Origin of the sequence: uncultured Winogradskyella sp. (assembly GCF_947498005.1) — a bacterium.
Taxonomy (GTDB): Bacteria; Bacteroidota; Bacteroidia; order Flavobacteriales; family Flavobacteriaceae; genus Winogradskyella.
Window position 1 is genome coordinate 112566 of sequence record NZ_CANMIW010000005.1, and the last position, 24270, is coordinate 136835.

27 protein-coding genes are annotated in these 24270 nt (G+C 31.5%); 10 read left to right on the plus strand and 17 right to left on the minus strand.

Annotated elements, in window-relative coordinates:
• Positions 1-5 precede the first annotated feature (5 nt).
• Genes Q0891_RS10550 through Q0891_RS10575 form a run of 6 tightly spaced genes read right to left on the minus strand, consistent with a single transcriptional unit; the run spans position 6 to position 6260 of the window.
• Positions 6-1277, minus strand: a complete 1272-nt coding sequence (locus tag Q0891_RS10550; RefSeq protein WP_299101452.1) for a DUF58 domain-containing protein — start codon at positions 1275-1277, stop codon at positions 6-8.
• Positions 1278-1336: 59 nt separating this feature from the next.
• On the minus strand, positions 1337-2428 hold the full coding sequence (locus Q0891_RS10555) for a MoxR family ATPase (protein WP_299101454.1): 1092 nt from the start codon (positions 2426-2428) through the stop codon (positions 1337-1339).
• Positions 2429-2434: 6 nt separating this feature from the next.
• A complete protein-coding gene (locus Q0891_RS10560; RefSeq protein WP_299101456.1) occupies positions 2435-3634 on the minus strand; it encodes a DUF4350 domain-containing protein in 1200 nt (399 codons plus the stop codon).
• Positions 3627-4355 carry a hypothetical protein gene (locus Q0891_RS10565; protein WP_299101458.1) on the minus strand — a complete coding sequence of 243 codons (729 nt, stop codon included), beginning with the start codon at positions 4353-4355 and terminating at the stop codon, positions 3627-3629. The genes Q0891_RS10560 and Q0891_RS10565 overlap by 8 nt, the downstream gene beginning before the upstream one ends.
• Positions 4348-5268, minus strand: a complete 921-nt coding sequence (locus tag Q0891_RS10570; protein ID WP_299101460.1) for a hypothetical protein — start codon at positions 5266-5268, stop codon at positions 4348-4350. Before Q0891_RS10570 ends, Q0891_RS10565 begins: the two co-directional genes overlap by 8 nt.
• Complete coding sequence (locus Q0891_RS10575) at positions 5265-6260, minus strand: stage II sporulation protein M (protein ID WP_299101462.1); 996 nt, start codon at positions 6258-6260, stop codon at positions 5265-5267. Before Q0891_RS10575 ends, Q0891_RS10570 begins: the two co-directional genes overlap by 4 nt.
• Positions 6261-6295: 35 nt before the next feature.
• Here Q0891_RS10575 and Q0891_RS10580 point away from each other — a divergent pair, with 35 nt between their 5' ends.
• Together Q0891_RS10580 and Q0891_RS10585 are read left to right on the plus strand one after the other, a co-directional pair.
• Positions 6296-7021, plus strand: a complete 726-nt coding sequence (locus Q0891_RS10580; RefSeq protein WP_299101464.1) for an RDD family protein — start codon at positions 6296-6298, stop codon at positions 7019-7021.
• A 94-nt stretch (positions 7022-7115) separates the two neighbouring features.
• Positions 7116-7724, plus strand: coding sequence for a trimeric intracellular cation channel family protein (locus Q0891_RS10585; RefSeq protein WP_299101466.1), 609 nt, complete (start codon positions 7116-7118; stop codon positions 7722-7724).
• Positions 7725-7734: 10 nt separating this feature from the next.
• Here Q0891_RS10585 and Q0891_RS10590 read toward each other — a convergent pair whose 3' ends face one another.
• From Q0891_RS10590 to Q0891_RS10605, 4 genes are all read right to left on the minus strand, one after another.
• On the minus strand, positions 7735-8940 hold the full coding sequence (locus Q0891_RS10590) for an alpha/beta hydrolase-fold protein (RefSeq protein ID WP_299101468.1): 1206 nt from the start codon (positions 8938-8940) through the stop codon (positions 7735-7737).
• An 18-nt stretch (positions 8941-8958) separates the two neighbouring features.
• On the minus strand, positions 8959-9411 hold the full coding sequence (locus Q0891_RS10595) for a DUF1569 domain-containing protein (protein WP_299101470.1): 453 nt from the start codon (positions 9409-9411) through the stop codon (positions 8959-8961).
• A gap of 92 nt (positions 9412-9503) precedes the next feature.
• Positions 9504-10034 (minus strand): hypothetical protein, encoded by a 531-nt coding sequence (locus Q0891_RS10600; RefSeq protein WP_299101472.1) that lies wholly within the window; start codon positions 10032-10034, stop codon positions 9504-9506.
• Positions 10035-10079: 45 nt separating this feature from the next.
• Positions 10080-10634 carry a thioredoxin family protein gene (locus Q0891_RS10605; protein ID WP_299101474.1) on the minus strand — a complete coding sequence of 185 codons (555 nt, stop codon included), beginning with the start codon at positions 10632-10634 and terminating at the stop codon, positions 10080-10082.
• 34 nt (positions 10635-10668) lie between these two features.
• On the opposite strand from Q0891_RS10605, the gene Q0891_RS10610 reads away from it, so the two are divergent.
• A complete protein-coding gene (locus Q0891_RS10610; RefSeq protein ID WP_299101476.1) occupies positions 10669-11004 on the plus strand; it encodes a tRNA-binding protein in 336 nt (111 codons plus the stop codon).
• Positions 11005-11103: 99 nt separating this feature from the next.
• Here Q0891_RS10610 and Q0891_RS10615 read toward each other — a convergent pair whose 3' ends face one another.
• Positions 11104-11490, minus strand: a complete 387-nt coding sequence (locus Q0891_RS10615; RefSeq protein WP_299101478.1) for a PUR family DNA/RNA-binding protein — start codon at positions 11488-11490, stop codon at positions 11104-11106.
• Positions 11491-11554: 64 nt separating this feature from the next.
• A complete protein-coding gene (locus Q0891_RS10620) occupies positions 11555-13309 on the minus strand; it encodes an ABC transporter ATP-binding protein (protein ID WP_299101480.1) in 1755 nt (584 codons plus the stop codon).
• A gap of 134 nt (positions 13310-13443) precedes the next feature.
• On the opposite strand from Q0891_RS10620, the gene Q0891_RS10625 reads away from it, so the two are divergent.
• The 4 genes from Q0891_RS10625 (at position 13444) to yajC (ending at position 16703) form a co-directional block, all read left to right on the plus strand.
• On the plus strand, positions 13444-14547 hold the full coding sequence (locus Q0891_RS10625) for a Glu/Leu/Phe/Val dehydrogenase (RefSeq protein WP_299101482.1): 1104 nt from the start codon (positions 13444-13446) through the stop codon (positions 14545-14547).
• A 137-nt stretch (positions 14548-14684) separates the two neighbouring features.
• Positions 14685-15596 (plus strand): transcription antitermination factor NusB, encoded by a 912-nt coding sequence (gene nusB, locus Q0891_RS10630; protein ID WP_299101484.1) that lies wholly within the window; start codon positions 14685-14687, stop codon positions 15594-15596.
• 214 nt (positions 15597-15810) lie between these two features.
• Positions 15811-16389, plus strand: a complete 579-nt coding sequence (locus Q0891_RS10635) for a DUF1573 domain-containing protein (RefSeq protein ID WP_299101486.1) — start codon at positions 15811-15813, stop codon at positions 16387-16389.
• A 23-nt stretch (positions 16390-16412) separates the two neighbouring features.
• Complete coding sequence (gene yajC, locus Q0891_RS10640) at positions 16413-16703, plus strand: preprotein translocase subunit YajC (protein ID WP_299101488.1); 291 nt, start codon at positions 16413-16415, stop codon at positions 16701-16703.
• Between the two features lie 79 nt (positions 16704-16782).
• Here the strand turns inward: yajC and Q0891_RS10645 are convergent, their stop codons facing one another.
• The 5 genes from Q0891_RS10645 to Q0891_RS10665 form a co-directional block, all read right to left on the minus strand.
• Positions 16783-17382, minus strand: a complete 600-nt coding sequence (locus Q0891_RS10645) for a DUF1801 domain-containing protein (protein WP_299101489.1) — start codon at positions 17380-17382, stop codon at positions 16783-16785.
• A gap of 18 nt (positions 17383-17400) precedes the next feature.
• Positions 17401-19002 (minus strand): T9SS type A sorting domain-containing protein, encoded by a 1602-nt coding sequence (locus Q0891_RS10650; RefSeq protein ID WP_299101490.1) that lies wholly within the window; start codon positions 19000-19002, stop codon positions 17401-17403.
• A gap of 71 nt (positions 19003-19073) precedes the next feature.
• Positions 19074-19439 (minus strand): DUF2200 domain-containing protein, encoded by a 366-nt coding sequence (locus tag Q0891_RS10655; protein WP_299101491.1) that lies wholly within the window; start codon positions 19437-19439, stop codon positions 19074-19076.
• Positions 19440-19555: 116 nt separating this feature from the next.
• Positions 19556-20785, minus strand: a complete 1230-nt coding sequence (gene pepT, locus Q0891_RS10660; RefSeq protein WP_299101492.1) for a peptidase T — start codon at positions 20783-20785, stop codon at positions 19556-19558.
• 12 nt (positions 20786-20797) lie between these two features.
• On the minus strand, positions 20798-21628 hold the full coding sequence (locus Q0891_RS10665) for a universal stress protein (protein ID WP_299101493.1): 831 nt from the start codon (positions 21626-21628) through the stop codon (positions 20798-20800).
• 137 nt (positions 21629-21765) lie between these two features.
• Here Q0891_RS10665 and Q0891_RS10670 point away from each other — a divergent pair, with 137 nt between their 5' ends.
• From Q0891_RS10670 to Q0891_RS10680, 3 genes are all read left to right on the plus strand, one after another.
• Positions 21766-22794: a quinone-dependent dihydroorotate dehydrogenase gene (locus tag Q0891_RS10670; protein ID WP_299101494.1), complete on the plus strand. Its 1029-nt coding sequence runs from the start codon at positions 21766-21768 to the stop codon at positions 22792-22794.
• A 78-nt stretch (positions 22795-22872) separates the two neighbouring features.
• Positions 22873-23490 (plus strand): LysE family translocator, encoded by a 618-nt coding sequence (locus Q0891_RS10675; protein ID WP_299101495.1) that lies wholly within the window; start codon positions 22873-22875, stop codon positions 23488-23490.
• Positions 23491-23494: 4 nt separating this feature from the next.
• The gene (locus Q0891_RS10680; protein WP_299101496.1) at positions 23495-24259 is read left to right on the plus strand and encodes a hypothetical protein; all 765 of its coding nucleotides are present in this window, start codon (positions 23495-23497) and stop codon (positions 24257-24259) included.
• Positions 24260-24270: the final 11 nt, after the last annotated feature.

Sequence of the window (24270 nt, forward strand, 5' to 3'; positions counted from 1 at the left end):
ATGTTCTACAACAATCCTCTAGCTTTAATCTCTAAATACTTATTAATTGTATTAATTGTTAAATGCTCTGGAGCAGTTAAAATAGATTGAATACCATGTTTTTGAAGCTCGTTGACAATTAATTTCTTTTCGTACATAAATTTCTCAGCAACGGTTTTCTGAAAAATATCAAATGTATTGTCGGCTTCAACTTTAGTTAATTTTTGTAATTCGGTGTTTTCAAAAAAGATAACAACTAAAAGATGATTCTTCGCTATGGCTTTTAAATATGGTAATTGACGATGTAGTGCATCTAAAGTTTCAAAATTAGTGTAGAGCAGAAGTAGACCACGTTGTGTAAGGCTTCGTTTTACATCAATATATAATCTTGAAAAATCAGATTCAGAAAAATCAGTATTTACGTTATACAATGTTTCTAGAATTTTGTTCATCTGCGATGGTCGTCTCTCTGCAGCTACTTTATTTTCAACCTTACGAGAAAAGGTAAACATACCAGCTTTGTCTTGCTTTTTTAATGCCACATTACTAATAACTAATGTGGCGTTAATTGCATAATCCAATAAACTTAATCCATCAAACGGCATTTTCATAGCGCGACCTTTATCTATAACCGAATAAATAGGTTGTGAACGTTCGTCTTGAAACTGATTAACCATGAGTTGGTTGCGCTTAGCTGTCGCTTTCCAGTTAATATTTCTAATATCATCACCATTAACATAATCCTTAATTTGCTCAAACTCCATGGTGTGGCCAATTCTGCGAATTTTCTTCAAGCCGTATTCAAACAGTTTATTAGAAAACGCTAAGAGCATATATTTTCGCAATTGTAAAAACGATGGATAGTTAGGCACCATAGCATCTTTTGCAAACTGAAAACGTCGTGTTACTAAACTAATTGGCGAATTAACGTAAACGTTGAGATTGCCAAAGTAATATTCGCCACGTTCTAATGGTCTTAAAGTGTAGGTTATTTTCTTTTTATTGTGTTTACTGAGTTGTGTGTTAATTTCGAAATCGCGCTTTTGATACTGAAAAGGCATTTCGTCAATTAATTGTAAATCTGCTTTAAAATTATAGTCATTCTGAATGGTTAATTCTATAGGATTATCATCACCATTACTTAATTTTTCGGGCAGAATTCTAGACGCTGAAATCCCTTTCTGCTTGAATAACAAGATTAAATCAATAATGACTAAGCCTATAGCAATAAAAAATAGAAAAGTTACAACACTTAATAAACCAGGATATATATAAGCAAGGATGAAAAGTGCTACCATAATCATGGCAACAACAAAAAACCGAAAGGTTAAATAAGTATGTTTAAAAAAGCGTTTCACTATCTCGGAATCTCTATGGTTTCAAGGATTTGATCTACAACTTTATCTACGGTAAATGCTTCCATTTCGCGTTCTGGTGTTAGTACCAATCTGTGTTTTAAAACCGCTTTAGTACAACGTTTTATGTCATCTGGTGTTACAAAATCTCTACCATTAATTGCGGCATTTGCTTTTGCTGCATTTAAAATTGCAATAGACGCTCTTGGTGAAGCACCTAAATAAAGGTTTGCATTTGTTCTGGTATTATTTACAATTGCAGCGATGTAATTTATGAGGTTATCTTCAACAACTATTTGCTTAATTAGGTTCTGATAATTCTTTATGGCTTCAGCAGACAATACGGCTTTTATTGAATCAAAATCCATTTTGTCTTGACGTGAATGATTATCTACCAAAATCTGAATTTCATCCTCTAAAGATGGGTAATTCACTTCAATTTTAAATAGAAAACGGTCTAGTTGCGCTTCTGGTAAACGGTAAGTTCCTTCTTGCTCAATTGGGTTTTGCGTTGCGAAAACTAAGAATGGCAATTCCATGTCATAACGCGTACCATCCATGGTAATTTGTCGTTCAGCCATGACTTCAAACAAAGCTGCTTGCGTTTTTGCAGGTGCTCTGTTAATTTCATCAATTAATACAATGTTAGAAAAAATTGGTCCCTTTTTATATTCAAATTCACTCGACTTTACATTAAAAATAGAGGTTCCGAGAATATCACTAGGCATTAAATCTGGCGTGAATTGTATTCTGCTAAAATCTACAGCCATCGTTTTGGCTAACATTTTAGCTGTGACCGTTTTGGCAACACCAGGAACACCTTCAATTAAAGAATGCCCATTAGTTAAAATAGAAATGATTAAAAGCTCAATCATTTCATTTTGACCAACTATGAATTTTGCGATTTCCCTTTTAATATCTTCAACACTATTTTGTAGTGGTTGTAAATCAATTCGGCTTTGAAAACCTTCAGAAACAGGAGCTGTAGTTTCTTCTTTTATTTCATTTAAAGCATTAGCATCGTTAACTGTGTTTTCTTCACTTGGTACGTTGTCATCTAAATGTTCTGATGATGGTGTATTTTGATCTTCCATAATAACTTATGTTCGTTTAAAATGTTCTATTTTTTTATTCAATTCTATGAGCTCTTGCTCTGTATGCTGTTTTTTCGATTTTAAAAAGACAAGGTAATCTACCAATGCTTTTGTGTCTTCTTTTGAGTTGCTAGATTTTGCGGCCAATTTATCAATAAAACCAGAGTTAAATTGATTGGTTTCTAAGTAGTAATTGGTTCTTACAAAATCTAAAAAGTATTGAATTTTCTTTTCTATAATATTCGTAAAATCGCCATGTTGGTAATACAATTCGCCAATAGTTCTTGTAAAATCTACAGTTGCATTATCTAGTTTTTTAATCACAGGAATGATGCGTTGTGTGCGTTTTCCTCTAAAAACAACAAAAAGTATTAGTCCAAACATGCTAATATAAAATGCCCATTTTAAAGCCGTATTATTTAAAATATAACGCAACGGACTTGTAATTACCTTTCGACCAGATTTATAGTTGTTATCCCAAATAATTTGCTGTTTTGGTAAGTAAGATAAAACGGTTGCGGCATAATCTTCCTTATCGTTTAAAAGGTGATAATTGGTAAAAGCAAATGGATTAGTGTGTAAAATAAATTGACCATTATTTTCTCCGTAATCAACTTTTACGAAGTTTGGATGCGTTTCTCCAATATCGTCTTCGTTTTGCGTTGTCAATGTCCCTAAGACTGTAGTTTTTAATGTATCTATAGATTCAAAAAAACTATTTTCAATAACATCTTTGAATCTTCTGTTATTAGCTTGTAAACTTGGGCTTGTAAATTTATTATCGCCTTCTTTCTTATAAATATTGGTGTACTGACGCTGTACACTAACATTTAACGTATCTAATACATTACCATAGAAATAGATGCTACTTATAAAAACGGTATTACCATCTTCTACAAATTTTAATAAGGTTTTAGATTCTTCTCTTCCAAAATTGATGTGGTTATTGATAAAGATTAAAGACTTAGGTTGGGAGAATTCTTCGGTTTTTAGATATTCATAAATCGTATTTTTTGAAACCAGAACGTCATCTTCAGAAAATGTGTCTAATTCATTAAAAATCACATAACAACCTAATGGAATTTTATCTGCAGCCGAAAATGAATCTTGCCAATTTAATGCTTTTGGTTTGGTAATTTCTGCAATCATCATAAAAACAATCACAGCGCCAATGATATATAGCGCAATTTTAGAACGCTTATCCATGTTTTGTTGTTTTTATAAGTTGATTAAAATCGGCTTTGTTTTTATTATAACTAACCTCGTCAATAGGAAATTCTCCATACCAAACATAATCGTATATATAAGATACACGTTTAAATAATGATTTGAGTTGATTATCCTTTATTTCATTTAAATAATCGGTGTTTGTTTTCTCGTAATGCCATTCTATCACTTTTTTATTGGCTAGAGATTTTAATGATTTTAAGTACAGGTAACGTGTTGCAAGTCTATAATTATTGTTTTTTAATGCCTTTGAAATGAGCAGGTCAAAATCTATTTGTTCAATATTTTCTTCCACATAACTAAATCCATCTATGGCTGCAGTTTCTGTTTTAAATACGGAACGCACTGGGTTTTCTAGCAAGAATTTTATGAGAAGATACAATACAATGATGCCTAATAATCCGTAAACTATATATTCTAAGGTTTGATAATCGATAAAGTCAATATCAAATCCGAAGACATCACCTAACCAGTTGAAAAATTTTCTTAAAACACGTTGCATTAAATTAATACCACCTGTATCATTTATGGCATAGTTAAAATCATCACCAGTGTAATTTTCTTTGAAATTCTCCTTAAAATAGGTCACATCTATATTTGAAGAATCCTTTTTAACAACAGCGTCTTGAGCCCACAATAAAGTAGAACCAAAAGCGGATATTATAAATGTGCTAATATGTCTAAATTGATGTTTATTCATTAACACCAATTTGATCGATTTTCTTTTGAAGAAATAGGTTGTATTTTACTTCGTTAAGATTGTAGTATAAAACACCATAAGACAACTGTGATAAGGCTTGCGTATATATAAATGATAATAGAAATGCAGCAAAACCTAAAGTGAAAACTAAAGTTGCAAATGTGCTTGTCATTAAATCTACATTGCTTTCTACTGTGAAATAGACGTATATACCAATTATAACACTAGGAATTGAGATGATAAGCATAGTAATCATAGTATTAAGAATACCAATTACCAAACCGTATAAAACAATACGCCAAAAATTAGACATGGTAAAACTAAATCCTTCAGATAATGCTTCACCAACACCTTTTCCTGTAGAAAATATAGACATAAATGTTAAGCCAAAAACGGCAGAAAGCGTAAAGTTTAAGCCATATTGAGCTAACATTCCAAGAAGTGGAATAAATGCTAATACCATAGAAATAATAAAATAGGCAAGGACAATGAGGCCTCCTATTAAAATAAAAACTATGATGGTTCCAATGCTGTTTATTATACTTTTCCAGATGCGACTAGACTCTACTACACCATCGTTTTTAACGTAATCTGCTACGTAGGCACTAGAAAAACTATAATTAATTAAAGAGGTTATAAAAATGATTAAAAATAGAATAACTGCACCAGCAATTAAATAACTATCAGTGGCCACATTTGATCCCATACCAAATCTAAAATCTTGACTAGCCAATCCCATAAAGCCAGTCACTAATAAATAAGAGCTAATTAGTGTAAGTATGATGCTAATGGCATTATATCTTAAATAAAGATTAGTGTATGATTTAAAATTATGTTTTAGAAATAAAAAGTAAGTATTAATAATATCACCAAACGTACTTCTTGTTCTTAGTTCAATATATTTTTCGTTCACATTATTTGGGATTTGGGATTAAAATTAACAGATTTTATTCTACTAGCTTTGTTCAGCGCAATTGGATAAATTATATAATAATAAACGATTAAGAATAAAGATGAAAATATAATACCATAGGCAATATACCAAGGCATTTGTTCTCCATAGCGCGTTATAAAACCTTCAATAAAACCAGCGATGATAAAAAATGGAATGGTGCTAACTACTATTTTTAAGCCGTCTTTAGCACCTTTCATAAAAGCGACACGTCTGGCATAAGTTTTAGGAAATAAAAAACTATTGCCCATAACTAAACCAGCGCAGCCGGCAATTACAATTACAGAAATCTCTATAGTTCCGTGTAACCAAACAGTAGATGTTTTTTCTAAAATACCATGGTTGTAAAAAAAGGTAATAAATGCACCAAGCATAATTCCATTACTAAATAAAACATAAACAGTACCAACACTAAAAATGGCGCCACAGGCAAATGCTATTATGGCAACTCTAATATTGTTTATGGTAATACCCAAAAACGATCCTATATTACTTCCGCTTTTATAAACAGCCATTGGTTCGCCTTTTTCAATATTTTCTAAAGTCATATTTACATAGCCATCACCTAATATGAGTCTAATAAAAGAATCGTCATTTAAGGTAGAAACAGCACCAATAGTAACGGCTGCCATAAAAATTAGAAACGTATACAATAACGTTTTATGATATTGATAAAAGAATAAAGGAAACTCATCGCGCCAAAACGCAATGATCTTATTTTTAGATTCTTTTTTGGTAATATATATTTTTTGATGCGCTTGTGAGGCTAATGAGTTTAAATACAATAAGGTCTTACTCCCAGGATAGTACGTCTGAGCATAAGACAAATCATTAGTAAGTTGAATATAGTAAGAAGCTAAGTCATCCGGATTTATTTTTGCATTATTTTCTAATGCGTTTTCAAAACCAATCCATTTTTCCTTATTTTGCTTCACGAAAGACGCTTCGCGCATAAATCATTTTTAATTAGAAACGAATATACATTTCCATGAGCAAATTAGCAATTAACACGGCACAAAATGTTAACTTAGATTATAAGTTAATTGGTTTAGGAGAACGTGTAGTCGCTTTCTTAATAGATGGCATCATTTTAATTACTTACATGACCATTATTGAGAATTTAATCTCAGTATCCGAAATCTTTGATGCAGATAGTTGGACAAGACGTGGTTTTCTTGGCTTATTTACTTTGCCAGCTTTATTTTATTCGGTGCTTTGCAATATATTTTTTGGAGGACAAACGGTCGGAAAAATGATTCTTAAAATTAAAGTGGTAAGTGTAGATGGTTCACCAACGCAATGGTATAATTTTTTTGTTCGTTGGATGCTTAGAATTGTAGATTTGTGGATTTTTTCGCCATCTATAGGTGTATTAAGTATTCTATTATCAGATAAAAAGCAGCGTGTTGGCGATGCGGCCGCAGGTACTGTGGTTATTAGCGTAAAGAAAAAACACAGAATTACAAGCACAATTCTTGAAGATGTTAATGACGACTATGAGCCTGTTTTTAGTAATGTAACGCAGTTAACCGATAAGGATGTTAGAATAATTAAAGATGCGTTTACAATCTCTAAAAAGAATAATGATTTTAAAACGCTAACTATTTTAAAGAATAAGATTTGTGATACGCTTAAGATAGAATCTAAGTTATATGATGTTCAGTTTATAGATACAATTTTAAAAGATTACAATTATTACACTCAAAATATGTAGTTAGACAATCACTTTTTCTATTTGTGAATTAGAGTTGAGTAAATATAATTCATTGCTAACAATGATAGAATAGTCTTAGTTAAATTTATAATTCATGTTTTTTCAAACCATAGACATTTTAGGAACCATAGCTTTTGCAATTTCGGGCGTTTTAATTGCTATGAATAAACGTATGGATCCGTTTGGTGTATTAATTATAGCGTTTGTTACTGCAGCAGGAGGAGGCACGTTACGTGATGTAATGATTGGTATTGAGCCTGTCTCTTGGATGAAGAACATGACCTTTGTATATGTAATATTTGGCTCAGTTGTTTTCGCAGTGATCTTTAGAAAACAGATAGGCTATCTGCGTAAATCGCTATTTTTATTTGATACTATTGGTATTGCACTTTATACTGTTGTTGGTATAGAAACTGGACTCATTGCTGGTTTGCATCCTATAATATGTATAGCGCTAGGAACTATGACAGCTTGTTTTGGAGGTGTGCTTAGAGATATATTATGTAATGAAATCCCAGTGGTTTTTAGAAAAGAAATATATGCTACGGCTTGTATTTTGGGAGGATTAACCTATTTTATTTTAAGACGTGTTTTAGGGGATGAAAATTACTCTTTTATCATTGCAGGTTTGGTGGTCATTTTTGTGAGATTAATTGCAGTAAAATTTAAAATAAGTTTACCAAGTTTATACAGAAAGGAGTAAGAGTAGCGTATTATTCCTTTTCCAATTCTAATAATTTAGCTTTAGAATAGGATTTTTCATTTAGAGATACTGACTTTTTGAAATTTTCAATCGCTTTTTCTTTATCACCAATAGCCATGTATAAATCGCCTATTGAATCGTAAACATTAAAACTATCTGGATAGTTTTTAATATTTAATTTAAAGATTTCTTCAGATTTTTTAAAGGCATTATTATCCAATAATTGGTAGCCTAAGTTATTCACGTATTCCTCATCTGGTTTCATTTCTAGTCCAAAGCCTTCAGATAATGATTTGTAATATTCTTCGACTTTAGCAACGAGATCAATTTCAGGATTTAAGTAATCTGAACGATGAAGTTTAAATCTATGAAACTTAAAAATAAAACGTAATGCATCGTATTCTGTAATTAGTGGCACAGAACCATGATCATCATCTTCATAATATTTGCTTTTAAAAGTCAGGTTCTTTTCTGAATCCTTATTTAAAAACGTATTAAGTTTTAGAATAGCACGTATATGTCTAGTGGAAGTGGTTGTATCCTTTTTTACGAGAATAGTATCCATGTCTTTTTGCATTGTATTTGCAATGCCTAAAAAAAGCGTTTTGCTCTGGTAATTAGAATCAAATGGAGATGTTTTAATTTTATGAAGTAAGTTTTCATTGTTATACCACATGGAAGGATCAATAGCGACATAAGCATTGAACAATTCAGGTTGATGTAGTAAAGTATTCATTACGGTTAATCCGCCTAATGAATGCCCAATAATAGTTCGGTAATCAATGGTTGGATAATTTGAATCTATATAAGGTATTAATTCGTTTTTAATGAAAGACATAAAGTTTTCTCCACCTCCAGAATTTGGGCGTTCTCCTTTTGTAGGCGTTAGGTCTCTCATTCTATTGGTGTTTGAGATACCAACAATAATCATTCTAGGCAAAACGGTGTTTCCATTGACAGAGCTTAGTTGTTTAATCATACCAACCAAAGAATAAAAATGTGCATCACCATCTAAAAGATATACAACAGGATAAGATTTTTTTTTATAATTAGGATGTGTAAGGTCTTCTGGCACATGAACCAAGATTCTTCTTTGTTCATTTAAAATTTTAGATTCTATTAGATCAATTTTACCAATGACAATATCATTTTTGCTTTGTCCATTTATATGAGAAGTAGAAAAGCAAAGAATAAAGATGATAATTAAATATTTCATTGGTTTTTATTAATTCCTTTAAACTCCAAATTGGGTTAAATGATGATCTAAATGTTTGTAAAACATATTGTTCCATTCTGTAACTGATAATTTCCCAAAGGAATGACTTTCTTTCTGGTCATAATGATTACTCCCTAAAGCTTGAACTTTAGTAATATAGCCTGTTAATCGTTCTTTCTCTGTATTAAACTCTTTTTCACTAGTGATAATAAATTCAGGAGCTGTACGGCTATTTTTCTTATATGGCTTTTCACTAACCACAACTTTTTTGATAAAGGTTTTTAGTACCCATTTCATCAGGCCTTTTGGTTTTGGGTGCTTGTCTTCAAAGTCTAACTCGTAAGTCACAGAACAGTGTGCTAACATTTGATCTACAGACATCTTTCCCCAATTGGGTTGAGTTTCTGGGCTAAGTTTATTTATTCGTTCAATTACTTCGTCTGTAACGGCTTTGTCAAAAATATTCTTCATAATTGTGTTTGGTTTTCAGTGAGTTAAAATTAAAAAATATATCGAATACTTTAGCTTAAAATTGGAATTTAAAAGGATGAGTTAATTAAAAATTAGAATAAAGAATCATTGTTAATTATTGAATCTAAACTATTTGAAGATATGTATTTTTCGTTTGTTCCAAAGTATATTTCAGATTCATGATAGAACAATAATGCCCAATTAAGAGATTCATCTATAACCGTTAAATCATCTGATCCATCATAAAAGAAATCATCAAAATATTTGATTAAAATTTTCCATGGGACGACCATTGCTTCATCAGGTTGCCATGATAAATAAACCTTTTTTTGAAATGACAAGCCACGATGAAATAACCATTTTTTAATTATAGTTTCATTATCCTCCAAAATTTTAACCTTATCAATAGTTTTAAAAAAGCCTTTCTTAAAAGGAAAATCGGAATGAAGTTGAACAGATTGAATGTGGTGCCATAAAAAATTTGATGCATTCTTATTCAACGGCTTTAATTGCTCTAAGTGTACGTTTGGTAAAAGGTTATAGTTTGAATCAGTGAAGCGCCATTTCATTTTGAAATCTGCTAAGTCAATGGTATTATTTCCTATATTTTTAAAATCAACCATTTGAAAAAAAAATTATATTTAAAACAGACAGTATTCATTTTGTCGTTATTTCCACTTAATGCCGCAACCCATACTTGGTTTTTGGTTAGTGTCTACACTGTGATTATTTATTAAAGCTTCTATTGCGTTTCTAATGCCTTTTCCTGTTACAGGAATTCCGTTTCCTGGTCTTGAGTCGTCTAACTGACCTGTGTAAACGAGCTTTAAATCGTTATCAAACAAGAAGAAATCTGGAGTACAAGCGGCATCATAGGCTTTAGCGACAGCTTGAGTTTCATCATATAAATATGGAAAGATAAAATCGTTGTCTATGGCATTTTTTTGCATTAATTCCGGTCTGTCTTGCGGATAGTTTACAATATCATTACTAGAAATTGCGATACAGTTTACACCTTTAGAAATGTAGTCTTTAGCTAATTGAGCAAGTTCTCCGTTGATATGAATGACAAATGGGCAATGATTGCATATAAAAAACACCAAAGTTCCGTTAAGTCCTTTTAATTCATTTAATGATTTTTTGGAATTATCAACCGTATCTATAAGGGTAAAATCTGGTGCTTTTGTGCCAAGTGGTAACATATTGGATTCTGTACGAGCCATTTTTTTTATCAGTTATATTTATTAATTTTAAAGAATGGAAAAGATAATAACTTACGAAGACTTTACAAAGGTAGATTTGCGTATTGGCACAATTGTAGAAATCAAAGATTTTCCTGAAGCACATAGGCCTGCTTACCAATTGAGTATAGATTTTGGTGCATTAGGTGTAAAAAAATCTTCAGCACAGATTACATCACTTTACACAAAGGAAGACTTACTAAATAGGCAAGTTGTTGCGGTCGTTAATTTCCCTAAAAAGCAGATTGCAAAGTTTATGAGCGAATGTTTAGTGGTTGGAGCAGTGAAGGAAAATGATGTGTTTTTATTACATCCTGAAAATAAGGTTAAAAATGGAGCAGTCGTTTCTTAGTGATTACAAATTAATTTGAATGAAATATAGAAAGCTTAAAAACAAAAAAAACCTTAACTAAAGGAGCTAAGGTTTAATACTATTTATAAAGATTGTCTTCTAGATATCGTCAAAACTAATATCTGTAAAACTATCTGTATTTGTGTCTTCTGGAGTTTTAGCTTCTTGTGCTACAAAATCATCTTCACGTTTAAAGTCTTTTTGGTGACGTTCGCTGATTACTTCCTGACCTTTTTCGTTTATAATATAATCCGTCATTTCGGCTAAGATATCTCTAAACTCATTAAAATCTTCTTTGTATAAGTAGATTTTGTGCTTTTTATAATGGAATGATCCATCATCATTTGTGAACTTTTTGCTTTCAGTAATTGTTAAATAATAATCACCAGCTTTTGTAGCTCTTACATCAAAGAAATAGGTTCTTCTCCCAGCACGTAATACTTTAGAATAAATTTCTTCTTTGTCCATCATTTCATAACCACTCATAACTCAATATTTTTATAATTTCAATCCAAAAATCTAAAAAAAAAGTAACCTAAGCAACAAATAATTACATTTCTTTTTCTGAGCGTTGTTTGGTGTATATTTCTTTATAGTATCCGTTAGAACTGATAAGACTTTCATGGTTACCAGACTCAATAATTTTTCCATCATCTAATACAATTATGTGATCAGCGTTTTTAGCTGAAGATACACGATGACTCACAATAATTGTAGTTTTATCCTTTGTGAGCTTTTTAAGATTTTTGAGAATCTTTTCTTCGGTTTCAGTGTCTACAGCAGATAGGCAATCATCAAACAAAAGTATATCTGGTTTCTTTATAATTGCTCTTGCAATAGATACACGTTGCTTTTGTCCTCCAGAAAGCGTTATTCCGCGTTCGCCCAAAATAGTATCATAACCTTTAGTAAAGCCAATAATGTTTTTATGGACTTTGGCGTTTTTGGCTGCTTCTATAACTTCAACATCGGTAGCATCTTCTTTACCAAATTTAATATTGTTTTTTATTGTATCTGAAAATAAAAAGGCATCTTGTGGCACATAACCAATATGCTCTCTTAAACTAAACACGTTTAATTCTGAAATAAGTGTATCATCTACCAGAATAGATCCTTTATCAATATCATATAATCGACCTATTAAGTCTAGAATTGTAGATTTTCCTGAACCTGTTTTTCCTAAAATGGCTAAGGTATTACCAGATTTTAAAGTAAAACTAACATCTTTTAAAGCCTGTATATTGGTGTCTGGATATGTAAATGACACATTTTTAAATTCAATATCGCCCTTTATCGGTGTGAGTGCTTCAGTATTGTTCTTAATTTCTGGTTCTGTTTTTAAAAACTCATTGATGCGTTCTTGAGATGCTTCCGCTTGTTGCACTAAAGATGTTACCCAACCTACAGTTGCAACTGGCCAAGTTAACATATTCACGTATATAATAAATTCAGCAATGGTTCCTATGTTTTCAATTTCCCCATTCATATATTTCATTCCACCAATGTAAATCACAATTAGATTACTAATACCAATAAGTAAAATCATCATTGGGAAGAACAATGCTTGCACTTTCGTTAAATTTATTTGTTTCTCACGGTTTTCAATAGACAGTTTCTCAAATTCATTATTCGTAGGGTTTTCTATGCCATAAGACTTTATAACAGATACACCACTAAATGTTTCTTGAGAATAGGTAGAAAGTGTAGAAAGTGATTGTTGTACAATAGTGCTTCGCTTATTTATTAATCGACTCAATTTATATATCGCAATAGATAGAATTGGTAGAGGTAGTAAGGTATATAACGTTAACGAAGGCGATCGGTCTACCATGTAGATTATTGCAACAGCAAATAAAGTAATGGTATTAATAGTGTACATTAATGCAGGACCTACATACATTCTTACTTTACCAACATCTTCACTGATTCTATTCATTAAATCACCAGTTCTATTAGACTTGTAAAAGTTTAGGGAAAGGATTTGGTAATGCTTATAGATTTCGTTTTTAAGGTCATATTCTATATAACGAGATACATTAATTATGGTCTGGCGCATTAAAAATGTAAAAATACCAGCCATAATTGCTGCGCCAACAATGTATAAAACGTTTGTTAAAATTTCGGTTTTAAAAACCTCTTGCGTAAGTTTTCCGTCTAAACGATCAGAAACAATATTGATGGAGGCTCCAACCAAACGAGGTGTAAAAAGCGCGAAAATCTTTGAAACTATGGTTATTATGACACCAATTATTAAGCGCGATCTGTATTTGTAAAAGTATTTATTGAGGTGTTTTAGTGCTTTCATGTTGTATTTAGTAGGTCAAAAGTATTACGATAATCGTATTTATTAGTTAATATTTTGCTAATCCTCTATTAATAATTTATTTTTGCACGCTGTTTTTAGAATATCTTGAAACACCCTTAAATCTAAATATCAAAATGACATCAGAAATTATAAATTCGAAAGATTTAAAGAAAATGGATCCTGTTTTTGGACAACATTCTTTTGACGATCATGAGCAAATTGTTTTTTGCAATGACAAAGATACTGGTTTAAAAGCTATAATCGGAATTCATAATACAGTTTTAGGTCCTGCTTTAGGTGGAACTAGAATGTGGAATTATGCCAACGAATGGGAAGCTCTCAATGATGTATTGCGTTTGTCGCGTGGTATGACGTTTAAGTCTGCAATAACGGGTTTAAATCTAGGTGGAGGTAAAGCCGTAATTATTGGTGATGCCAAAACTCAGAAAACTCCAGAATTAATGAGACGTTTTGGTGAGTTTGTTCATTCTTTAAGCGGACGTTATATTACAGCAGAAGATGTTGGGATGGCTACGGAAGATATGGATACGGTTAGAGAAGTAACACCATACGTAACAGGAATATCAGAAAGTAAAGGTGGTGCAGGTAATCCATCTCCAATTACTGCTTATGGTGTTTTTATGGGAATGAAAGCGGCTGCCAAATTTCAATTTGGATCAGATGTTTTAGAAGACAAGAAAATTATTGTTCAAGGCATAGGGAATGTAGGTGAAGGGCTTGTAGAGCATTTAATGAATGAAGGCGCAAACGTAATCATTGATGATATCAGCATGGAGCGTTTAGAGGAGGTTAGAGATAGATATGGTGTGTCTATATACAACGGAAACGATATTTACAGTGAAGATATGGATATCTACGCACCTTGTGCATTAGGAGCTACCATTAATGATGATACCATTTATAAGTTAAAAGCCAAAATAGTAGCAGGTGCTGCAAATAACCAATTGGCAGAAGAAAAGAAGCATGGCTTAATTTTAAAAGAAAGAGGTATTGTTTATGCGCCAGATTTTTTAATCAATGCTGGTGGAATTATTAATGTATATGCTGAATTAGAGAATTACGGTAGACAGGAAATAATGCGTAAAACGGAGAATATTTACAATACCACATTAGAGATATTAGATAATGCTAAAATTAATGACATTACTACTCATAATGCCGCATTTAATATTGCCAAAGACAGAATTGAAACAAGAAAGCAAGAAAATTCAAAATAGTCTTATTTTAATTCTGAAATAAAAATTAATTAATAGTACTTTTGCAAGGTGAATCTTAATAGGTTCACCTTTTTTAACAACCAAAATCAAGTAAGTTCTTACACATGCTAAACCGAAGACATATAAGAATAAAAGTTATGCAATCTATGTATGCTTTTAAAGGCACTGAAAGTGATAATTTATTAAAGGAACAAAAGTTTTTGCTTCACAGTTTAGATAGCATGTATGATTTATACCTTGCGCAATTAGCTTTATTTACTGAGTTACATAAAAAGAGTAAAGATTATAACGAAAAAATTAAAAATAAACTCGTTAAGACAGAAGCTGACAAGAACTTAAATTACAAGTTTCAAGAAAACCAATTATTACATCTTATAAGTAGTAACACTATGTTACAAGAAGCAATTGCTAATAGTAAACTCAATTATTGGCATTTGGATTTTGAATATGTAGACATTCTATTTAAAGAAATTTTAAAGAGTGAATTATATAGAGATTACTGTATTGATGAAGACAGTAGTTTTAAAAAAGACAAACACTTTGTTATTGATATTTTCACAGATATTATAGCACCCAATGAAAAACTTTTTGATTTTTTTGAAGATAAAAAGTTGACTTGGGTAGATGATATGCCAGTTGTAAATACTGCAATTCTTAGAATTTTGAGAAAGTTAAAGCTTACTTCACCAGAAACAGCTTTGTTACCAGACTTGTATAAAGATGACGAGGATTTAGAATTTGCAAAGGAATTATTTCAAAAAACATTTTTAAATAATACCAAATTTGCAGAAGAAATCTCTACCAAAACAACGAATTGGGATAGTGAGCGTTTAGCTAGTATTGACGGTTTATTACTGAAAATGGCTATTTGCGAGTTTCAGAAGTTCCCATCTATACCAACTAAAGTAACCATAAATGAATATTTAGAAATTGCTAAGGAGTATTCTACCCCAAAAAGTAGTTTGTTTATCAATGGTATTTTAGATAAAATCGTGAAGGAATATCAAGCAGATAACATTCATCTTAAATCAGGAAGAGGCTTAATGTAGTCTTTACAATGAATAATAGGGTTGGCTAATTGATGAGAATCTGATAAAAAAATTAAATAATTAAGCAATTTTTGAAGATTTCTAGGTTAAAATCACTTTTAAAGTAAGTTATTACGTACAAAATACTGTTAAGTAATACCTAAAAATTTTAATTGATTAAATTATTCATTAACTTCGCGTGCTTAAAATAAATTTTAATTTAAAAAATAAAATAATGAAAAAAGTAATCTTAGGACTTAGTGCATTATGTATGGTCGCTTTTACATCTTGTAAAGAAGATGCAGCAAGTAAAATTAAAACTGAAAATATTGCTGTTGCAGCAGAAAGAGATGCTAATGCAGGAGATTTTCCGGTAATATCATTAGATAAAAAGGAACATGACTTTGGTTCTATTGAAAACGGAACACCAGTTGAAACAACTTTTAAGTACACTAATACAGGTAATTCATTATTAGTTGTAAGTAATATAAAAAGTACATGTGGATGTACAGTACCATCTAACTGGACAAAAGAAGTTGCGCCAGGAGAAACAGGTGAGTTTGCTGTAAAATTCAACGGAAAAGGTAATGGTAAAGTATCTAAGTCAATTACAATGACTACCAATACAGAAAGTGGTAAAGAGATTGTAAAGATTTCTGCATCTGTACAAGCAGATCCAAATGCACCAGCTAAAGCAGCTACACCAGCTCAAAAAGCAGGTAAGGCAACTATTAACCCTTTGTCTACTGATGCATCTGCCGCTCCAAGAAAGTCGTCTACGCAGCCAGGTCACGAAGGTCATAACCACGATTAATAATTATTACTGATAATAACTAAATGGAATCATTAGGATCATTTTTACCAATCATAGGCATTTTTGCTGTCATGTATTTTTTTATGATAGCACCACAAATGAAACGTTCTAAACAAGAAAAAAAGTTCGCAGCTGAATTAAAAAGAGGCGATCGCGTCATAACAAAAAGTGGGATGCACGGAAAAGTTGTAGAGCTTAATGATAAAGATAACAGTTGTGTTATTGAAACATTAGCAGGAAAGATTAAATTTGATCGTTCTGCAATTTCTATGGAAATGAGTAATAAATTAAATGCACCAGCTTCTAAGAAGTAAGAGCGCATAACATATAATATATAAAAAAGACTGTTCGTTTAGAACAGTCTTTTTTTTTATAAAAACGTATTTCTGTAGTCTAACTCTTTTTATACTTATCATTCAATCCAGACCCATTAACAATCATAGGTATAATTTTCTCTAGACGTCTAAGCTTTGTTGCCTCGCGTTTAGCTTCAATTATATAGTTACAATATTCACGTTGATGCGAGAGCGAAAAAGCTTTGAATGCTCTTTCTAATCTAGGATCTTTATTAAAAGTTACTTTTAATTCTTCCGGAAGCACAATGGGTTTAATTTGGCGTTGTGGTTTCAGTTCTTTTCCCATTCTTTGGTTTTCTATAGCTTCTTTAATATAAGCCAAAACAGCCATCTCATTAATGTCTTCTCTTTTATTAAACCGCATTTGCCGCATTGCTTTCGTTTTTTCTTCTTGGGCATTATAAAGTAATTGATGTTTATCATTTAAGAACACACCTTGATGAAACCAAATGCAAAAATGATGTTTAAATGCTCCAATCCCTAAGACGTTCTTTCCGTTTAAACAGTAGGTTGGCATGCTCCATTTTACGGTTTCCTCTAATGGTGTTTTAATAATGATATTTCTAAGAATATTAATTTCTTCTGAGAACTGCGAATTCACTTCTATGTATTCTTCTACTGAGCTTACTTTTTTCATTTTATAAAATACTAGAAATTAATGTTTAACAACTTTTTTGGTTACTGTCGTTTCAGATGTTGTGACTTCAACAATGTAGTTGCCCGCAGGATAATCCTCAATATTTATCACTACAGTATTAGAATTGTCGTTATTCCTTATCGAATTAATTTCTTTACCAGCTAAATCATAAATTACTACTTTTTTTAAGGTATTACTCTCAACAAATATCTTAGAAGTTGCAGGATTAGGGTAAACAAAAATATCTGGCACATCTTCTGAAGAAATTTGACTTACAGATAATAGTGTACCATCTGTTGCCATACGTTGAAACCAAATATTTAGTTCGCCATCTCTGGTATCTCCCCAAGTTGCATATAAAATATCATTTTGGGTTTTAATAGACATAAAATCATTTCCGGCATATTCTAAATCTGTATTATGTATTGCAGATTGATTTGTGATTTGAAAATTAGAAGAGAATTCTGTTGCCGTGCTACTTCTATAAGCAGCCCAAATTTCTGTTGGGTTTTGAAAAGTGCCATCAGTTCCGTTTCTTCGATCTCTCCAACTGATTATTATATCGCCATCAGAGTCAAAATCTGCCCAAACTAAATCTTGCATTCGGTCATTACCAATAGGATCGTCATTTATTCTCGTAGGAGTAGACCAAGTGCTACCAGCATCGGTAGTTTCTATCATAAATACATCTAAATCGCCATTTTCTGCACTGAGATATATGTAAACCAGATGATTTTCATTTGATGGATTACAAAGTAAAAGACTAGCCTTTTTCGCATAAGTAAAGCTAGCATTATTGGTTGGTGTGCTATGCGTTATAACAGTATTATATGAAAAATTTGTACCAGCATCAATCGATGAAGCTAAAAACACTTGTGCATAGGCACTTTGTGATAAAACATAAGATGGATATGCACCATAAAAAGTACCTGTAGAACTAATAGTGGGTGAACATAAAGGTAAAGGATTGATACTGCCAGCTAACCAATTAGCTGAATCGATATAGGTAGTTGTAAAACTATTGCCAGAGTCATTGGAAACAGATAAATAAGGATTATAACTTGGGTTATCTCTATTCAAATTCATGCTAGTAACATAAATATGTCCTTGATTTACACTTGATGATTTATCAATAACCATCCAAGGCCTATCAATTGGCCATTTTGTACCATCGTAGTTACTATTTATAACTTCTAAAGGTGCATTCCAAGTTAAGCCACCATCTGTTGATTTACAGATATAAACACCACCAGTTACAGGCGCTTCTGTTCCGGTAAAATCAATATAACAAAGATAGACATCGCCATTATGGTCAAAATCTATAGATGGATCTGCAGATGTATAACCGCTAATGGTATGAGGTAATTCTGAAACAGCGCTCCAAGTTTCTCCACCATCGAAACTAGTCTTTGTTTTTATTTTAAATTGGTTAGATAAATTTACCCAACCCATCCAAGCTACAACGATATGTTGAGTATCTGATGGATCAATAGATAGGTAAGGTTCGCCATCAAAAACAGTTCCACTAGACAAGTTTTGATTTTGACTATACAAACCTATACTCAATAAAATAAGTAAGCTAAATAATGCTTTATTAAGTTTTGATGAGCTAATTATCATAATGTTAAAATTATTATCAGTTTAAAATACCTACCAGATTTGTTAAGTGCTACCGTGTAAGTTTACATGAATTAACTGCGTAAAATCTTTTCCATTTTTCTACCTCTAGCTAATTCTTCTACAAGTTTATCTAAGTATCTTGCCTCACGCGTTAATTGAGTTTCAATATCTTCTATTCTATAGCCGCAAATTACGCCTTTGATAAGGTGTGCATTAGGATTAAGTTTTGCGTTTTCAAAAAAAGTTTTAAACGTTACTTTGGTATTTATAAGTTTTGTTAGATGTGCTTCATCATAACCTGTTAACCATTCGATTACTTGATGCAATTCTGCAACAGTTCTCCCTTTTTTTTCAATTTTAGTGACATAATGAGGATAAACGCCTGCAAATGTTAATTTGGCAACGCGAGCGTCGTGAGCTGGTGTTGTGGTACTCATGTATTAATTTTTAGAAGAATGAAATATTATTTTTAAAATTAAGCACAAAAAAATAAGCAGCAAACTAAAACTATTTTTAATTCACTGCTTATTAAGAATATATACTTATGCTGTAGTTACTTTTTCACAGCTGTTAGTTCTGTAATTTTCACGATAACTTCTACTGCTTTTTGAATACTTTCTACTGGTACATACTCATAACGACCATGAAAATTATGGCCTCCTGCAAAAATATTAGGACAAGGTAAACCCATATAAGAAAGCTGAGAACCATCCGTTCCACCTCTAATAGCTTTTATTAATGGTGTAACACCAACCGCTTTCATGGCTTCTTCCGCAATATCTACTATATGCATTACAGGTTCTACTTTTTCTTTCATGTTGAAGTATTGATCTTTTACTTCTATTTTAAAAACTTCACTTTCATATTTAGTGTTTAAGTCTTCAACAATCTTAACCATTAAAGCTTTTCTTGCTTCAAATTTATCCTTATCATGATCACGAATTATATATTGAAGTATTGTTTCTTCAACTTCCCCTTCCATATTATGTAAATGGAAAAAACCTTCATAACCTTCAGTATGTTCAGGAGTTTCTAGTCGTGGTAAAATATTAATAAACTCAGTGGCATAATACATAGAGTTTATCATTTTGCCTTTTGCATAACCAGGATGTACAATCTTTCCTTTTACAGTGATTTTTGCACCTGCGGCATTAAAATTTTCATATTCTAACTCACCAACTTGGCTACCATCCATAGTATAAGCCCATTCAGCACCAAATTTTTCAACATCAAATTTATGAGCGCCTCGTCCTATTTCTTCATCTGGAGTAAAACCAACTTTAATCGTTCCGTGTTTAATTTCAGGATGATTAATAAGGTATTCCATCGCAGTTACAATTTCGGTAATTCCGGCTTTGTCATCTGCGCCCAAAAGGGTAGTGCCATCTGTTGTAATCAACGTCTGACCTTTGTACATCAATAGATCTTCAAAATAATCTGGAGATAAAACGATGTCTTGTTCAGCATTAAGAATGATGTCTTTACCGTCATAATTTTCAACAATTTGAGGCTTAATATTTGCACCTGTAAAATCTGGAGACGTATCAAAATGTGAAATAAAACCTATTGTAGGTACCTCATGGTCTACATTACTAGGCAAAGTAGCCATAATGTAAGCATTATCGTCTATAGTGACATCACTTAGACCAATAGCTTTTAGTTCTGCAACTAATTTATTAGCCAAATCCCATTGTTTTTCTGTACTTGGTGTTGTTTCAGAATTAGGATCAGACTCTGTATCTATTGTAATGTAACTAATAAAGCGATCTATAATATGCTGCATATTTTAATTTTATTAAAGTTTAAATGTAATTACTGGTAATTTACTATGATTAACAACATCCTCAGAAATACTTCCACCAAAGAAATGGCTTAAACCTTTTCTTCCGTGAGTAATCATTGAAACTGCATCGGCTTGCTCTCTTCTTGCAAAACTTAAAACACCGTCTTCTACGTTGTGATCAGATATAATACCAATGTTTACCTCATTGGCATTTAATTTTGCTAATTCTAAAAAGTTAGCAATCTTATCATCTACTTCATCAGAACTTAAAAATCCTAAAGTAGGTGCATTAATATACAGTAATGTAGTTTTCTTTCCTAATTTTCCTAATAATTCTATAGCATGTTTAGCAGCAGCAATACTGTTTTCAGAGAAATCACATCCTAATACAATATGATTAAAGTCTACTGTTTTTAATTGAGATTTTACAACTAAAACAGGAGTTTCGCTATAGCGAACAACTTTCTCAGTGTTAGAACCTGTAAAAATACCATCGTGATCACTATGACCTCGAGAACCCATTATAATAAGATCTGCACGCTCTTCAGAGGCAACTTCAGCAACTTCTTTTAAAACTTTATGGTATTTTACTAAAGGTGTAACATTTACATCTTCTAAATAGGGTTTATCTAAAAACTCTTCAAATTTTTTGTTAGCAACCATAAGCATAAATGCATTTTCTTCGCCACGTTTATCGCTACTTGCAGATATAATTGACTCAGACATTTCTAACATATGCATTACAATCAATTCTGATTGATGTTGTTTTGCTAATGAAGCTGCTGTTTCTAGAGCATACTCAGAATACTCAGAGAAATCTACTGGGACTATAATTTTTTTCATGATTATTTTATTTTGATTCGTTGGTCAAAGTTAATCAAATAAGAAAGTACAAATAATGATAATGGACAGTTTATGATAAAATTAATACTTCGGTAATACGGAAGAGATGTGTATTTTTGCATTGCAAAATCCGAGCTATGTACAAAGCATTAATTAGACCTATTTTATTCCGTTTTGATCCTGAAAAAATCCATTATTTTACATTTTCATTAATTCGGAATTTATCTAAGTTACCCGGAATTAAAAGCTTGTTTAAAGCCATGTATGTCGTTGAAGACAAACGATTAGAACGAGAAGTTTTTGGATTAAAATTTAAAAACCCAGTAGGATTAGCAGCAGGTTTCGATAAGAATGCCGTGTTATATAATGAATTAGCTAATTTTGGTTTTGGTTTTATTGAAATAGGAACCGTAACACCTAAAGCCCAAGAAGGAAATCCTAAGCAACGTCTTTTTAGACTTAAAGAAGATAAAGGCATTATTAACCGAATGGGTTTTAATAATGAAGGATTAGAAGCGGCAATTTCTCAACTTAAAAAGAACAAAGGGAAAGTAATTATTGGTGGGAATATTGGTAAAAATACACAAACACGTCCAGAAGATTACACTAAAGATTATCTAGAATGTTTTAATGCATTACATCCATATGTAGATTATTTTGTGCTTAATGTAAGTTGTCCAAATGTTGGAAGCCATGCAAAACTGAATGATAAAGATTACTTATTAGAACTCATTTCTTCTGTACAAAATGCGAATTCAAACTTCGCAAAACAAAAACCAATAGTATTAAAAATTGCACCAGATTTAAACAACGTACAACTAGATGAAATTATAGAAATTATTGCCGAAACAAATCTCGATGGTGTCATTGCAAGTAACACCTCTATTGACAGAACAGGTTTGAAAACAACAGATACAAGACTTGAAGACATAGGAAATGGAGGTTTAAGCGGACAACCAATAAAGGCAAAATCTACAAAAGTTATTAAATATTTATCGGATAAGAGTAACAAAGCATTTCCTATTATAGGAGTAGGAGGTATTCATTCTGCAGCTGATGCTTTAGAGAAATTTGAAGCTGGTGCTACGCTGGTACAAGTGTATACAGGTTTTATTTATGAAGGACCTAGTCTTATTAAAAAAATAAACAAGGCCCTGTTAAATTAGAATTGAAAAAGATATTCTTGTTAAAAGGCACTAATTGATTATATGTTATATTGTGCCTTAATTGACTCATTTTTTCGTTTGAATTACGACATCTTAATATCATTTGCACTAGCAACAATAGCGTTGGCAATTTCGCCAGGACCAGACAATATCTATGTTTTGGTACAAAGTATAAGTAATGGTAAATCTTACGGAATGGCTACAGTATGTGGCTTAATTACAGGTTGCTTAATTCATACCACGTTATTGGCATTTGGTGTTTCGGCAATAATAGCGGCAAATGAGAATTTGTTTTTTAGCATTAAATTATTAGGTGCTATTTATCTTTTATATCTCGCTTTTAAAGTTTTTAAATCTGATAGTCAGTTAAATTTAGAATCTAACGTAGCATCTAAAAAAAGTTTAAGAGGTTTGTTTGTTCAGGGTTTTTTTATGAATGTTCTAAATCCAAAAGTTACTATTTTCTTTTTAGCATTCTTTCCTGGGTTTCTATTTAGTGAATCGTTAAGTCATATTATTCAGTTTTACATTTTGGGAGGCATTTTTATGCTGGTTTCGTTTTTAGTATTTTCCTCAATTGCTTTGTTAGCAGGTCAAATTAAAAGTTATACGATGAATCATAATAATTCTGGATTAGTCTTAAAGTGGCTGCAGATAGTTGTATTTATTGGAATTGCGATTTTTATTTTAACTTAGTAGAATGCTGAAATTTAATTTTCTACCCAAATTTTCATTTATTATAATTACCGCTTTTATTCTTTTTACAATAATTGGAACACTCACTCATGAATTTGGACACATCGCAGTAGCAAAATATTTTGGTTACGATACTACATTAGACTATGGTAGTATGAATTATTATAGAAATGGGTACTTGGAAGATGAAAATTTAAAAGAGATTAATCGGTTTGTAGATAAGTATGATTATAATAATTACGATAATTGGCCAGATGATGTAAAGTTTAAAGTTGAAGAATTAAGCCAAATATTAGAAGAAAAATACCCTCCAATAAAAGAAGATCATACTATTTGGATAACTATTGGTGGACCAGCGCAAACACTTATAACAAGTTGTATAGGATTGCTCATTTTATTTGTGAGACGAAAAAAAGGGATAAAAGCTTTTCAATTAATTGATTGGCTTGCCGTTTTTACTGCATTATTTGCTTTACGTGAGGTGTTTAATTTTGTAAGTGCTTCTTACAGTTCATTACTTTATGATAAGTTGAATTTTCATGGTGATGAATTTAGAATTTCGAGATATTTTGGATATAATGAATGGCTAATACCAGTAATAACTTTAATAATAGGGCTTGTAATCTCGTGTTACGTGATTTTTAAGACTATTCCAACGAAATTTAGATTTACCTTTATTATTTCTGGATTAATAGGTGGAGTTTTAGGTTTTGCTATCTGGTTTGGGTTTTTAGGAGCTGCACTTTTCAATTCAAAAATTTGCTTTTAAACTATTATACT

What these genes read in the sequence shown, in the direction of transcription:
- Q0891_RS10550 (WP_299101452.1), bottom strand. Translation starts at nt 1,277, where the DNA reads ATGGTAGCACTTTTCATCCTTGCTTATATATATCCTGGTTTATTAAGT.
- Q0891_RS10555 (WP_299101454.1), bottom strand. Translation starts at nt 2,428, where the DNA reads ATGGAAGATCAAAATACACCATCATCAGAACATTTAGATGACAACGTA.
- Q0891_RS10560 (WP_299101456.1), bottom strand. Translation starts at nt 3,634, where the DNA reads ATGGATAAGCGTTCTAAAATTGCGCTATATATCATTGGCGCTGTGATT.
- Q0891_RS10565 (WP_299101458.1), bottom strand. Translation starts at nt 4,355, where the DNA reads ATGAATAAACATCAATTTAGACATATTAGCACATTTATAATATCCGCT.
- Q0891_RS10575 (WP_299101462.1), bottom strand. Translation starts at nt 6,260, where the DNA reads ATGCGCGAAGCGTCTTTCGTGAAGCAAAATAAGGAAAAATGGATTGGT.
- Q0891_RS10580 (WP_299101464.1), top strand. Translation starts at nt 6,296, where the DNA reads ATGAGCAAATTAGCAATTAACACGGCACAAAATGTTAACTTAGATTAT.
- Q0891_RS10585 (WP_299101466.1), top strand. Translation starts at nt 7,116, where the DNA reads ATGTTTTTTCAAACCATAGACATTTTAGGAACCATAGCTTTTGCAATT.
- Q0891_RS10590 (WP_299101468.1), bottom strand. Translation starts at nt 8,940, where the DNA reads ATGAAATATTTAATTATCATCTTTATTCTTTGCTTTTCTACTTCTCAT.
- Q0891_RS10595 (WP_299101470.1), bottom strand. Translation starts at nt 9,411, where the DNA reads ATGAAGAATATTTTTGACAAAGCCGTTACAGACGAAGTAATTGAACGA.
- Q0891_RS10600 (WP_299101472.1), bottom strand. Translation starts at nt 10,034, where the DNA reads ATGGTTGATTTTAAAAATATAGGAAATAATACCATTGACTTAGCAGAT.
- Q0891_RS10605 (WP_299101474.1), bottom strand. Translation starts at nt 10,634, where the DNA reads ATGGCTCGTACAGAATCCAATATGTTACCACTTGGCACAAAAGCACCA.
- Q0891_RS10610 (WP_299101476.1), top strand. Translation starts at nt 10,669, where the DNA reads ATGGAAAAGATAATAACTTACGAAGACTTTACAAAGGTAGATTTGCGT.
- Q0891_RS10615 (WP_299101478.1), bottom strand. Translation starts at nt 11,490, where the DNA reads ATGAGTGGTTATGAAATGATGGACAAAGAAGAAATTTATTCTAAAGTA.
- Q0891_RS10620 (WP_299101480.1), bottom strand. Translation starts at nt 13,309, where the DNA reads ATGAAAGCACTAAAACACCTCAATAAATACTTTTACAAATACAGATCG.
- Q0891_RS10625 (WP_299101482.1), top strand. Translation starts at nt 13,444, where the DNA reads ATGACATCAGAAATTATAAATTCGAAAGATTTAAAGAAAATGGATCCT.
- nusB (WP_299101484.1), top strand. Translation starts at nt 14,685, where the DNA reads ATGCAATCTATGTATGCTTTTAAAGGCACTGAAAGTGATAATTTATTA.
- Q0891_RS10635 (WP_299101486.1), top strand. Translation starts at nt 15,811, where the DNA reads ATGAAAAAAGTAATCTTAGGACTTAGTGCATTATGTATGGTCGCTTTT.
- yajC (WP_299101488.1), top strand. Translation starts at nt 16,413, where the DNA reads ATGGAATCATTAGGATCATTTTTACCAATCATAGGCATTTTTGCTGTC.
- Q0891_RS10645 (WP_299101489.1), bottom strand. Translation starts at nt 17,382, where the DNA reads ATGAAAAAAGTAAGCTCAGTAGAAGAATACATAGAAGTGAATTCGCAG.
- Q0891_RS10650 (WP_299101490.1), bottom strand. Translation starts at nt 19,002, where the DNA reads ATGATAATTAGCTCATCAAAACTTAATAAAGCATTATTTAGCTTACTT.
- Q0891_RS10655 (WP_299101491.1), bottom strand. Translation starts at nt 19,439, where the DNA reads ATGAGTACCACAACACCAGCTCACGACGCTCGCGTTGCCAAATTAACA.
- pepT (WP_299101492.1), bottom strand. Translation starts at nt 20,785, where the DNA reads ATGCAGCATATTATAGATCGCTTTATTAGTTACATTACAATAGATACA.
- Q0891_RS10665 (WP_299101493.1), bottom strand. Translation starts at nt 21,628, where the DNA reads ATGAAAAAAATTATAGTCCCAGTAGATTTCTCTGAGTATTCTGAGTAT.
- Q0891_RS10670 (WP_299101494.1), top strand. Translation starts at nt 21,766, where the DNA reads ATGTACAAAGCATTAATTAGACCTATTTTATTCCGTTTTGATCCTGAA.
- Q0891_RS10680 (WP_299101496.1), top strand. Translation starts at nt 23,495, where the DNA reads ATGCTGAAATTTAATTTTCTACCCAAATTTTCATTTATTATAATTACC.